The sequence below is a fragment of the Microbacterium stercoris genome, from assembly GCF_017592545.1.
Classification (GTDB): domain Bacteria; phylum Actinomycetota; class Actinomycetes; order Actinomycetales; family Microbacteriaceae; genus Microbacterium; species Microbacterium stercoris.
Genome location: NZ_JAGFOA010000002.1, coordinates 442,386 through 454,311, shown reverse-complemented (window position 1 = coordinate 454,311; position 11,926 = coordinate 442,386). Strand labels below are relative to the sequence as shown.

11 protein-coding genes are annotated in these 11,926 nt (G+C 68.8%); 7 read left to right on the top strand and 4 right to left on the bottom strand.

Annotation, left to right across the window (positions count from 1 at the left end):
* Positions 1–109: 109 nt before the first annotated feature.
* Positions 110–538, top strand: coding sequence for a hypothetical protein (locus tag J5V96_RS06280; protein ID WP_208501802.1), 429 nt, complete (start codon positions 110–112; stop codon positions 536–538).
* Between the two features lie 225 nt (positions 539–763).
* Positions 764–991: a helix-turn-helix transcriptional regulator gene (locus tag J5V96_RS06275; RefSeq protein ID WP_208501801.1), complete on the top strand. Its 228-nt coding sequence runs from the start codon at positions 764–766 to the stop codon at positions 989–991.
* 232 nt (positions 992–1,223) lie between these two features.
* On the opposite strand, the gene J5V96_RS06270 is transcribed toward J5V96_RS06275, so the two are convergent.
* Positions 1,224–2,231: an ABC transporter substrate-binding protein gene (locus tag J5V96_RS06270; RefSeq protein WP_208501799.1), complete on the bottom strand. Its 1,008-nt coding sequence runs from the start codon at positions 2,229–2,231 to the stop codon at positions 1,224–1,226.
* A 147-nt stretch (positions 2,232–2,378) separates the two neighbouring features.
* On the opposite strand from J5V96_RS06270, the gene J5V96_RS06265 reads away from it, so the two are divergent.
* The 4 genes from J5V96_RS06265 (at position 2,379) to J5V96_RS06250 (ending at position 5,997) form a co-directional block, all read left to right on the top strand.
* Complete coding sequence (locus J5V96_RS06265; RefSeq protein WP_208501797.1) at positions 2,379–3,335, top strand: FecCD family ABC transporter permease; 957 nt, start codon at positions 2,379–2,381, stop codon at positions 3,333–3,335.
* Positions 3,332–4,411 (top strand): FecCD family ABC transporter permease, encoded by a 1,080-nt coding sequence (locus tag J5V96_RS06260; RefSeq protein ID WP_307793542.1) that lies wholly within the window; start codon positions 3,332–3,334, stop codon positions 4,409–4,411. Before J5V96_RS06265 ends, J5V96_RS06260 begins: the two co-directional genes overlap by 4 nt.
* A complete protein-coding gene (locus J5V96_RS06255) occupies positions 4,408–5,208 on the top strand; it encodes an ABC transporter ATP-binding protein (protein ID WP_208501795.1) in 801 nt (266 codons plus the stop codon). The genes J5V96_RS06260 and J5V96_RS06255 overlap by 4 nt, the downstream gene beginning before the upstream one ends.
* 165 nt (positions 5,209–5,373) lie before the next feature.
* Positions 5,374–5,997: a GntR family transcriptional regulator gene (locus J5V96_RS06250; protein WP_208501793.1), complete on the top strand. Its 624-nt coding sequence runs from the start codon at positions 5,374–5,376 to the stop codon at positions 5,995–5,997.
* A 76-nt stretch (positions 5,998–6,073) separates the two neighbouring features.
* On the opposite strand, the gene J5V96_RS06245 is transcribed toward J5V96_RS06250, so the two are convergent.
* The 3 genes from J5V96_RS06245 to J5V96_RS06235 form a co-directional block, all read right to left on the bottom strand.
* Entirely contained in the window at positions 6,074–6,961 is an 888-nt protein-coding gene (locus J5V96_RS06245) for a sugar ABC transporter permease (protein WP_208501791.1), read from the bottom strand.
* Positions 6,961–8,592 carry an ABC transporter permease subunit gene (locus tag J5V96_RS06240; RefSeq protein WP_208501789.1) on the bottom strand — a complete coding sequence of 544 codons (1,632 nt, stop codon included), beginning with the start codon at positions 8,590–8,592 and terminating at the stop codon, positions 6,961–6,963. Before J5V96_RS06240 ends, J5V96_RS06245 begins: the two co-directional genes overlap by 1 nt.
* A 107-nt stretch (positions 8,593–8,699) precedes the next feature.
* Entirely contained in the window at positions 8,700–9,923 is a 1,224-nt protein-coding gene (locus J5V96_RS06235; RefSeq protein WP_208501787.1) for a sugar ABC transporter substrate-binding protein, read from the bottom strand.
* Positions 9,924–10,124: 201 nt separating this feature from the next.
* On the opposite strand from J5V96_RS06235, the gene J5V96_RS06230 reads away from it, so the two are divergent.
* The gene (locus tag J5V96_RS06230; RefSeq protein ID WP_208501785.1) at positions 10,125–11,843 is read left to right on the top strand and encodes a glycoside hydrolase family 13 protein; all 1,719 of its coding nucleotides are present in this window, start codon (positions 10,125–10,127) and stop codon (positions 11,841–11,843) included.
* The last annotated feature ends 83 nt before the right edge of the window (positions 11,844–11,926 follow it).

Genomic DNA, 11,926 nt, shown 5'->3' with positions numbered 1-11,926 from the left:
CCCTCTTCGCGGGTGAATTGGAGCATGTAGGGGAATTGGGAACTCCAGCGCCCGACCGATGTCGGTGGTGCCCGCTAGTCTCGCAATCCCAATCGCGAGAGGAACAATCATGGCTGTTGAAACAGATGAATTGGTCAGGCCGGCCAGCGTCCAGTACGGAGACTTCAAGGGAACCGCGGCCGCCGACACTCACGGAGGCGGCTCCTCGGAGCTCATCGATCTGATCGGGCTCGATCGCGACCGCTTCTGGGTCGTAGGCATCGACTTCTGGGGTGCCGACCTAGAGACGGGCCGCTTGGAGGTCTTCGCGATCGATCGCGACACGACCGGCATCGCCGACCATGCCGCTCTCGTGGCCTACGAGGCACAGCACGGCGAGGTTCCCGTGACCAACTTTCTCGTGCACGGCATGTCGATCGCGCAGATCCTGAAGGTCGGCCTCAAGCGGCTGCACGTGCAGCTCCTATCCCGCAGCCTCCCCGAAGGAACCCAGCTGCGGGTGACGGTCCGTGACGACCTGAACTACGACGGGGACTGAAGCGATGACTGGTGACTCCGAGGAGCTGGCAGCGACTCGTCCCAACGAACTCGTTTATTTGTCGATCGGCCCTGACTACGACGATGGCGAGTTGATCCTGCGCAAGGATCTCCCGAGCGACGCCCTGCGGGGGGCCGGCAACGTCAAAATTGAGGACCCTGCCACCGGAGAGCTCCAATGGTTCGAAGAATGGGTCGTAGACCGGTAAGCGCCCGGACAGAGCGCATGGCGGAGCACACCAGCCGATCCCGCGGATCGTTCCATCACGAGTGGCTGTCGCCAGCGCAGGTCCGTGAGCGATACGGGTTCTCTCTGCGGCACCTGCAGTACCTGCGTGACGTGGGCCGCGGCCCGATGTACCGGAAGCCGACGGCCAAGACCGTCCTCTACGCCGCCGACGAAGTGGACGCCTGGATCGACGCCGCCGTCGTGACAACGAGGGACCAACCATGACTGGCCGCGCGCGGCAGCAGAAGTCCGCGCAGAGTCCGCAGAATCCCCACTCGACGGCACTCTCGGACAGCCCCACCCATCGATAGATCCGTGGATTTGCGCGGCGAACACTCGCGAGCGTTCACACACATTCGGCGGCATGCGATTCATCAACTTCCGCTGAGTCATCGGGTCACGCGACCCACGAAGAGGGCGGGCCGCACTGGTGCGGCCCGCCCCTTCTGCGCTCGGATCAGTCCAGCGGGTCCACGCCGAAGTGGTCGGCCAGCTCGCTGATGACCGCGTGCGCGCCCTGGATCGACACGGATCCGACGAAGGTCGCGTCGTCCACCTGGAGCACATCGCCCGTCAGCTTCTCCCACAGCGGGTTCGACTCGAACTGCTCGCGCTGCGCGCGCGACGCATCGCCCTCGGCGCCCTCGGGCTCCCAGGAGCTGACCACGATCAGCGAGGCATCCGCCTGCAGGATCTGCTCTGCCGACAGCGGGACGAAGATCGTCTCGTTCGTGTCGGGCGCCTCCGCGGGGCGGGGAATGCCCATGTCCGCCATGATCTCGCCGAAGTACGAGGTGCTCGAGTAGAGGCGAGCGGTGTCCTCACCCGCGAACCGCAGGAGCGAGTACGTGGTCTCAGGCGCGGCCGCGAGGATCTCGGCGCCGACCGCCTTCGCCCGCTCCTCGTAGGCGGCCACCGCCTCCTCTGCCTTGTCCTGAAGGCCGAGCGCGGTGCCGAGCAGCACCACGTTCTCCTTCCAGGTCGGCCCGGTGCTCTCCGAGAAGACCGTCGGCGCGATCTTCGCGAGCTGCGGATACAGCGCCTCCTGGCGGACCTTCGCCGAGATGATCAGGTCGGGCTCGAGCGCCAGGATCTTCTCGAGGTCGGGCTCGGCGATGGTGCCGACGTTGACGGCATCCGCGGTCTCCGCGCTGACGTCGCCGAGGTAGGGCGCGAACGGGTTCTCGGGATCCTGGCGGTACTCGGCGTAGCCGACGAGCTCGGCGCCGAGAAGCAGCGTCGCGTCGACGTAGCTGGGGTCGAGCGCGACAACGCGCAGGGGGCGCTCGGAGATCGTCGTCTCGCCCATCGCGTGCTCGATGGTGATCGGGAAGGCGTCGTCGGACTCCGTCGCGGCGGCGGCGTCCCCGGCGGGGGCCGCGGGTTCCGCGGGCGCGCAGGCGGAGAGCCCCAGCGCGAGCGCGCCGGCGGCGATCAGAGTGAAGACGGAACGGGGAAGCGGCATGGAGTCGCCCTCTCGGTGGTGGATTTCGATGCGTCGAGTCACCCAAGGTAAGGTGAGCCTAACCTCGCCGACGCTAGCAGACCGGACATCCCCCTGAGCACGCCGCCCCTCGCCGCCCGAAAGCCCCGACTCCTGCCTCTCGCGGCGATGCTCGGAGTGCTCGTCGTCGCCGTCTTGGCGAGCATCTCCATCGGCGGCCTGCCGACCACTCCCGCGGAGGTGCTCACGGCGCTGTTCGCCCCGACGGGCACCGCCGCAGACGTCGCGATCCAGGGACTGCGCGTGCCGAGGACCGTGCTCGGGATCGTCGTCGGCGCGTGCCTCGGCATGGCGGGCACGCTGATCCAGGGCCACACCCGCAACCCGATCGCCGACCCGGGGCTGCTCGGCATCTTCCAGGGCGCGGCGCTGGCGATCGTGCTCGCCGCCGCGCTCGGCGACCCGGCAGGCCCCGTGCAGGCCCTGTTCGCCTTCGCCGGAGCGCTCGGGGCCGCGGTGCTGGTCTTCACCATCGCATCGAGCTCGCGCGCCGGCGCGACCCCGGTCACGCTCGTGCTCGCGGGAGTCGCGGTGTCCGCCCTGGCCGGGGCGCTGGTCACCGCCGTTGTGCTCACCGACATGGACGCCCTCGACTCGCTGCGCTTCTGGCAGATCGGATCGCTCGCATCGCGCAACGGCGCCCTGTCGTTTATGTGGCCGTTCGCCCTGCTGGGCGCCGCGCTCGCGGTGCTCAACGCGCCCGCACTGAACGCGATGGCCCTCGGCGTGCAGACGGCCACCTCGCTCGGCGTGCGGGTGGGGCGGGCGCGCACTGTGGGCATCGCCGCCATCACCCTGCTCGCCGGCACCTCGGTGATGCTCGCGGGCCCCATCGCCTTCGCCGGCCTGATCGTGCCCCACCTCGCGCGCGCCGTCGTCGGCGTCGACCACCGATGGCAGCTAGCGGCCTCGGCGGTGCTCGGCGCCGCGGTGCTGCTCGCCGCCGATACCGTGGGACGTTTCGTCGCGCGCCCCGGGGAGCTCTCCGCGTCGGTGATCCTGGCGGTGGTGGGAGCGCCGTTCTTCATCCTTCTCGCTCGACGTCGCCGGCTGGTCTCCCTGTGACCGCGCTCCCTCGCACGACCGACCTGCTGCCCACGCTGCGCGTCGGCCCGGTCTCGATCCGGTGGCGTCCGCGCGCCGTGCTCGTCTCCTCGCTGCTTCTCCTCGCGCTGATCGTGATGTGCGCCGTGCACCTCGCGTGGGGCAGCACTTCGCTGGATCCGGTCACGGTGCTGCGCACTCTCGCGGGTGACGCCCCCGATGAACGCACCGCCCTGATCGTGCAGGAGTTCCGGCTCCCCCGAACCGTCGCGGCGATCACCTCCGGCATGACGCTCGCACTGGCGGGAGCGCTGATGCAGACCGTCTCGCGCAACCCTCTCGCGAGCCCGGATGTGCTGGGCGTCACCTCCGGCGCATCCCTGGGCGCGGTGAGCGTGCTCGTGCTCGCCGGCGGCGGAGCCGGCGGTCTCTCGGGCGCCGCCGCGCTGATCGGGATGCCCGCCGCCGCGTTCGCGGGAGGCCTCCTCGCGGGAGGCGCCGTATTCGTCCTCGCCTACCGCGGCACCGTGTCAGGGCACCGCGTCATCCTCGTCGGGCTCGGCATCACGTGGCTCGCCTCGAGCCTGACCTCCTGGCTGCTCACGCTCGGCGACGTCACCAACGCGGCACAGGCTCTGACCTGGATGACGGGGTCGCTCAATGCCGAGGAATGGGGACTGGTCGCCCCGCTCTCGGTGGCGGCCCTGGCGCTCTGCGCGGGCGCGACGATGCTCGCGCGCCCCCTGGCACTGGCCGCCTTCGACGAGACGACGGCGACCGGACTCGGTGCGCGGATCGGCGCCACGCGCACCGTCGCGCTGATCGCGGCCGTTCTGCTCTCCTCCGTGGCCACCGTGCTCGCGGGGCCGATCGGCTTCGTCGCACTGGCCGCGCCGCAGATCGCGCGGCTTCTGACCCGGGGCAGCACACCGCCTCTGTTCGCCTCGGCGCTGACAGGAGGGCTGATGGTGGTGCTGGCCGACCTGCTGACGGCACGCATCCTGCCCGTACCGCTTCCCGCAGGGGTCGGCACCGCGCTCATCGGCGCGCCGTATCTGGTCTGGCTCCTGATCACCATGCAGAGGAGGAGCTCATGAGCTCACGGCTCCAAGCGCGCGGGCTCACGCTCGCCTACGACGGCCGACGCATCGTCGAGGGCCTCGACCTCGACGTTCCCGACGGGGAGGTCACGGCGATCATCGGCCCGAACGGCTGCGGCAAGTCGACGCTGCTGCGGGGACTGACGCGCGTGCTCACCCCGGCAGCGGGCGAAGTGCTTCTGGATGGCACGTCGCTGCGGCGCCTGAGCACCCGGTCGATCGCGACGCGACTGGCGCTGCTGCCGCAGAGTCCGGAGGCGCCCGCCGGCATCACGGTGGCGGATCTCGTCTCGCGCGGTCGGCATCCGCATCAGCGCTGGTTCGCGCAGTTCAGCGCGGACGATGAGGAGATCGTGCGCGAGGCCCTGAAGGCGACGGGCGTGGAGGATCTCGCGCACACGCCCGTGGAGGAGCTGTCCGGCGGGCAGCGTCAACGCGCCTGGCTGTCGATGACGCTGGCGCAGCAGACCGACCTCGTACTCCTCGACGAGCCGACCACCTACCTCGATCTGGCCCATCAGCTCGAAGTGCTCGAGCTCATCCGGGATCTGCGGGACGCCCACGGCCGCACGGTGCTGATGGTGCTCCACGACATCTCGCTCGCGCTCCGCTATGCCTCGCAGGTCGTGGTGATGAAGGCGGGCCGGATCGTCGCGGCGGGGCCCTCGCAGGAGGTCATCACCCCCGCACTGCTCGAGGAGGTCTTCGGTCTTCACGCGGTCGTGCTGGATGACGACACCCTCGGGGGCACGCACGTGCTCCCTCTCGGCCTCACGAGATCACGACGGCACTGAGCAGTTCTCCCCACCTAGTGGGACACACTGCAGGCAGTATTCTGCTACGCTTCCCGCCCCCGCTACACTGGTGCGGTTCTGATCGTTGCGGGCGCACGGTTGGCGTGTGCTGCACGTACCCTCCCCCGACGAATGACACGTCCACGCATCCGTAGGGAGATCTCTGTGAGCGCACTCGCGCCGATCGACAAGGGCAAGCAGCTGCTGGCAGACACCGTCTTCCAGTTCCTCGGCGCCGCGATCATCCAGGGCGAGCTCGAGCAGGGAGAACGGATCCGCGACGCCGAGCTCGCCGACAAGCTCAACGTCTCGCGCATGCCGATCCGCGAGGCCCTCCAGCGCCTCGAGCGCATCGGTCTCGTGGAGATGATGCCGAGCCGCTTCACCCGCGTCACGCTCGTCACCGACGAGATCGTGAAGGCGTCGCTCTCGTACGCCGGCTACAAGTGCGGCATCGAGCTGCGGGCAGCGCTGCCCGTGATGACCGACGCCCAGCTCGAGCGCGCCATCCAGCTGCTCGACGCGGCCGATGCCGCCATCGGCGACGACGACGCATCGATCGATGCCCGCATCGCCTGCTCGCGCTACATCGCATCGCTCGGCATCGAGACGGTGTATTCCCAGCACCTGCAGGACCTCGACGTGGCGCTCGAGCGCAACCTCAAGCACGTCGGGCCGATGCTCGACAATGAGGCGCTGCGCGCGAACTACGTGCAGCTGCGCCAGGCCATGAAGGACCGCGACGGCGACGCCGCCGAGCGCCTCGTGCGCCGGCAGTTCGGCATCTGAGCCGCGCACACCCCCGAACGCGACGAGAGGCGCCGGATCCCGACGGATCCGGCGCCTCTGCCGTAAGTCCTGCGGCTTACTTCACGGCACCGGCCGTGAGACCGCCGACGATGTACTTCTGCAGGAACAGGAACAGCGCGACAACCGGCAGCGCCGCCATCACGGCACCGGCCGAGAACGCCGACCAGTCGGCGTAGCGCGGGTTCGACACCAGCTTGGTCAGGCCGACCGCGAGCGTCTGGTTGTCGGTGTCGATCAGCACGACCGAGGCCACCACGAACTCGTTCACGGATCCGATGAACGATAGCAGGGCGACGACCGCGAGGATCGGCGCGACCAGTCGCAGGATGATCGTGAAGAACACGCGCACGTGGCTCGCGCCGTCGATCTTCGCCGCCTCGTCGATCGACACCGGGATGGTGTTGAAGAACCCGTACATGAGATAGGTGTTCACACCCAGCGCGCCGCCCAGGTACACGAGGATCAGGCCGATCCGGGTGTCGAGGCCGATGGCGGGGAACCAGTCGCTGATCGCGCTCAGCAGCAGGAAGATCGCGACGACGGCGAGCAGCTGCGGGAACATCTGCACCACGACGATCGTGATGAGCCCGAAGCGCCGGCCCGTGAAGCGCATACGGGAGAAGGCGTACGCGGCGAGCGCGCCGAGGAACACCGTCAGGATGGCGGTGATCCCGGCGATGATCAGCGTGTTCGCGAACCAGGCGACGAACGGCACCTTCGGATCGCTCAGGATGCGCGCGTAGCTGTCGAAGCCGATGGCCGAGAACAGCGCGTTCGATCCCGTGAGCGTGCCGCGCGGGTTGAGCGAGCTCGAGATGACGAACACGATCGGCAGCAGCGAGAACGCGGTGACGATGATGCCGACGACGTGGCGCCAGCCGAGGTCGGCGAACCAGCGGCCGAACGACTGCTTGCGCTGCGGGATGTCCGAGATGGCGGTCATCAGTTCAGCTCCTCGAGCGACTTGGTCTGGCGGAACGCGATGATCGAGATCACGGCCACCACGATGAAGATGATGATCGAGTAGGCGCTCGCGAGACCGTAGTCGCGGGTCTGGCCGGTGAAGGCCACCTTGTAGACCATCGAGATGAGGATGTCGGTGAAGCCGACCGGGATCGGCGCCGCAGAGTCGCGTGGTCCGCCGTCGGTGAGCATGTAGACCACGTTGAAGTTGTTGAAGTTGAACGCGAACGACGCGATCAGCAGCGGCGCCACCGAGACGAGCAACAGCGGCAGCTTGATGAGGCGGAAGATCGCCCAGGGCTTGGCGCCATCGACGGTGGCTGCCTCCTGCAGCTCCTCCGGGATCGACTGCAGCGCGCCGGTGCACACGAGGAACATGTAGGGGAAGCCGAGCCACAGGTTCACGATCAGGATCGACACCTTCGCCATCCACGGATCCGTCAGCCACGGGATGTCCGCGCCGCCGAAGATCACCTGGTTGAGGAAGCCGAACGACTGGTTCATCATTCCGGCCCACACCAGTGCCGACAGGAACGACGGCACCGCGTACGGGAGGATCATCAGCACGCGGTAGACGGCGCGGCTGCGCATGCGCACGTTGTTGAACGCGATGGCGAGGAAGAGCCCGAGGAAGAACGTCGTGGCGACCGACAGGATCGCGAACGCGAAGGTCCACAGCGTGACGTACACGAGCGGGCCGGCGAGCCGGGTGTCGGTGACGGCGCGGACGAAGTTGTCGAAGCCGACGGTGATCTGCCAGCCGGGCAGCAGCTGCGAGCCGTCATCCGCCGTGAAGGCGCCGACGCCGGTGTCGCGGTAGACCACGCCGGTCTCGGTGTTCGTGAGCGTGGCGGCGGCCTCGTCGTACTCGAGGGTCGAGGTGTACAGATAGGCGCTGGTTCCGTCGGGGGTGCGCAGCGCGCCGTCGTTCGGGTCGTCCGAGAACGGCACGGACAGCTCGGTGACGTCGTTCTGGCGCTGCAGCACGTCGGCGAACTTCAGGGTGGTCCAGCCGTCGGCCGCGACGGCCTTGTCGCCGTCGAACTCCACACCCGCGGCCGGCTGCAGCGGCTGCTCGGGCGAGCCGACGAGCGCGTCGCCGTCCGGGGTGGTGACCAGCAGGCCGAGGGCTCCGCCCTGCTCGACGATCGTGACGGGGTAGGTGGCCGAGTCGGGCACGCGCTCGAGAGCCGAGGCCATCAGCGACGAGACGGCCTGATCCTTGTTGCCGTTGTGGCCGGTGCCGTAGTTCGTGAACGCGACGTAGCCCGTGTAGAGCAGCACGAACACCTGGAACAGCACGAGGAAGATGACACCCGGCGTCAGGTACTTGGCCGGCAGGGTGCGGCCGGAGAAGTAGATCCAGTTGACGAACAGCGTGACCGCGATGATGATGCCGATCACGATCCACTGCTCGAAGCCGATGAGCACCAGCACCGCATACACGGCGAGGGCGTCGACGATGCCGAGCAGGACGAGTTTGACGATGAGAGCGGCGAGGCTGCCGCTCGCGCGATCGGCCAGCGCGCGTGCCTGACGCTGGCGCTTGGTCCGCGCGGGATCCGCCGCGGGATCGGTGACCGGTTCTTCGGTCGAGGTGTCGATGGTCATGGCTCCCTGCCCGTCGGATCAGTGCTGGAAAGTCGCGCGCAACGCGAGAAGGCCACCCGGGGCGGGGAGCCGCGCTCACCCACCCCGGATGGTCGTTTCTCGGATCGTCAGCCGATGGCCGCCTGGACGTCGGCCGTGAGCTTCTGCCACGTCGCGACGGGGTCGGCGCCGTTGATGATCTCGGCCTGCGCGATGCCCCAGTACTGCCACACCTTGCCCATGGCCGGGATCGCCGGCATCGGAACGGCCTGCTCGCCGACCTTGGCGAAGCCGCCGATGATCGGGTCGGCCGAGGCGGTCTCGGCCGCGGCGGAGAGGGCCGGGAGGATGTTGCCGGCCTCGAAGAGCGCGAGCTGCGCGTCCTCGGAACCGAGGTAGTTCACCAGGAAGTCGTTCGCGGCGACCTTGTTGTCCGACTCCGCCGAGACGAAGAAGCCCTTGACGCCTGCGAAGGGCGAGGCGGGCTTGTCGGTGGGGCTCGGGACGGGGTCGATGGCCACGTCGATGCCGCCGTCGACCGCGGCGCCGACGTTCCACGGGCCGGTCAGCCAGAACGCGGCCTCGCCGTCGAGGAACTTCTGCTTGGCGATGTCACCGTCGATGTCGGTGTTGAAGACGCCGGTGCCGTTCTTGCCCTGACCGCCCAGCCACGTGGCGAACTCCTCGCCGCCGGCGTTGCCGAGCTGCAGGTCGGTCGCGTCGTAGCCTTCGTCGTTGGTGCCGAACACCGGGGCGCCGAACGCGGTCTGGAAGGGGTACAGGTGGTAGGGGTTGCCCTCGGCGCCCTGCTCCACGACGAAGGTGCCCTTGGCGACCATGTCGTCGAAGCTCGTGGGGGCGTCGGGAACCAGCGCCTTGTTGCGCAGCACGGCGATGTTCTCGACCGCGTAGGGAAGCATGTAGACGGTGCCCTCGTAGGTCGACGCCTGGAGCGCCACCGGGAGGAAGGCGTCGGAGGAGTCGCCGAGCTCGAGCGGGGCCACCACACCGTTGGTGGCGAGCTCGCCCAGCCAGTCGTGAGCGCCCATGGTGATGTCGGGGCCCTCGCCCGTGGGCACCTGCTGGATGAAGTCGTCCTTGATGTCGGCGTTGTCCTTGCCGACGAGCTCGACCTCGACACCGGTCTTCTCGGTGTACGCGTCGGCGGCACCCTGAAGGGCGTCCACGCGCTCGGCGTCGACCCAGACGGTGAGGGTCGAGGCGGCGTCGCCGCCGTCCTCGGGGGCCTTCGTCTCGTTGTCGGCGGGGGCCTGGGGGGCGCAGCCCGCCAGGCCGAGGGTCGTCGCGATGGCGAAAGCCGCGATCCAGCGGCCCTTGCTGTTCACCTTCATTGGTGTTGTTGCCTCTCGTGTCACGAACCGGCCACTCCGCCAGTTCTGCAAGCGATTACAGGTATACATGCCTGCTTCGGATCCGCAAAACGGACATACTGCCCAGAACAGCGGATCGATGTGTAACCGTGATGCTGTCATGGACGATCCACATCTGCAAGCGTTTCCACTTTCAGGCGCGATCGCCTAACGTTGCTTCTCATGACACCCGAAACGTCCCTGGCTGAGCGGCCCGCCCCGACCGCCGCCTCCCACCAGCGGCCGGTCCCTCGCGAGTGGTACCGCAGCGCTGCGATCTACCAGATCTACCCCCGCTCTTTCGCCGACGGCGACGGCAACGGCGTCGGCGACCTGCCGGGCATCACGTCGCGCCTCGACGACCTGCGTGATCTCGGCATCGACGCCATCTGGCTCTCGCCGTTTATGACCTCCCCGCAGAAGGACGCCGGCTACGACGTCTCCGACTACTGCGACGTCGATCCGCTGTTCGGCACGCTCGCCGACTTCGACGTGATGCTCGCGGAGGCCCACGCCCGCGGCCTGCGCGTGATCGTCGACCTCGTGCCGAACCACTCGTCCGACCAGCACGTCTGGTTCCAGGCGGCGCTGAACGCGGCTCCCGGCAGCGTCGAGCGCGGCCGCTACATGTTCCGCGATGGCAAGGGCGAGAACGGCGAGCTCCCCCCGAACAACTGGGAGTCGGTCTTCGGCGGCCCCGCCTGGACCCGCATCACCGAGGCGGACGGTCGCCCGGGACAGTGGTACCTGCACCTGTTCGACTCGTCGCAGCCCGACTTCGACTGGGCCAACCCCGAGGTGCGCGCCGAGTTCCACCGCATCCTGCGCTTCTGGCTCGACCGCGGCGTCGACGGCTTCCGCGTTGATGTCGCCCACGGTCTCGTCAAGCACAACGAGCTGCCCGACTACGTCCCGCCGGTCGACGCCGCCTCCATGGGCGGTGCCGAGCCGGTCCCCTACTGGGGCCAGGAGGGTGTGCACGAGGTGTACCGCGAGTGGCGCAAGCTGCTCGAGGAGTATGACGGCGACCGCGCCCTGTGCGCGGAGGCCTGGATGCCCTCGACCCAGGAGATCGCCAAGTGGGTGCGCTCGGACGAGATGCACCAGGCGTTCAACTTCTCGTTTATGTACACCGAGTGGGACGCGTCGGCGCTGCGCAGCATCATCGACGAGTCGTTCGCCGCGTTCGGCGGCGTGGGCGCCCCGTCGACGTGGGTGCTCTCCAACCACGACGTGGTCCGTCACGCCTCGCGCCTCGCGCTGGGCGCCGACTCCCCGCAGGGCCACGGCGTCGGCCCCCTCTCCCCCGGCAAGCCCGACCCGGTGCTCGGCCTGCGCCGCGCCCGCGCCTACACGACGCTGATGCTCGCGCTGCCCGGATCCGCGTACCTCTACCAGGGCGAGGAGCTGGGACTGCCCGAGGCGATCGAGCTGCCCGACGAGGCGCGGCAGGATCCGACCTGGTTCCGCACGAACGGCGAGCGCTATGGCCGCGACGGCTGCCGCGTGCCGCTTCCGTGGGAGGCGGGCGCCCCGGCGTTCGGCTTCAGCGAGACCGGCAAGGCGTGGCTGCCCCAGCCGTCCGACTGGGATGCCTACGCCCGCGACGTGCAGGCGCAGGATCCCGAGTCGACCCTGAACCTGTACAAGACGCTGCTGCGCCTGCGTCGCGAGCTGCACCTCGGCTCCGAGGAGTTCGCGTGGGCCGACGATGTCGATGTGCCCGAGACGGCCGTCGCCTTCCGAAGCGGTCGACTGCTCGTCATCGCCAACCCCGGCGCGCAGCCCGTCGCGCTGCCTTCGGACGCCCGCGTGCTGGTGGCGAGCGGACCTCTTGCGGAGGACGTCGACGGCGACAAGATGCTGCCGACGGACACCGCCGTCTGGCTGCTGCAGGGCTGATCCGGAGCCGCTCCGGATCGACGCGATAATCGAGGGGCGGATCCATCCGGATCCGCCCCTCGACAACACGTATGAACGAACGT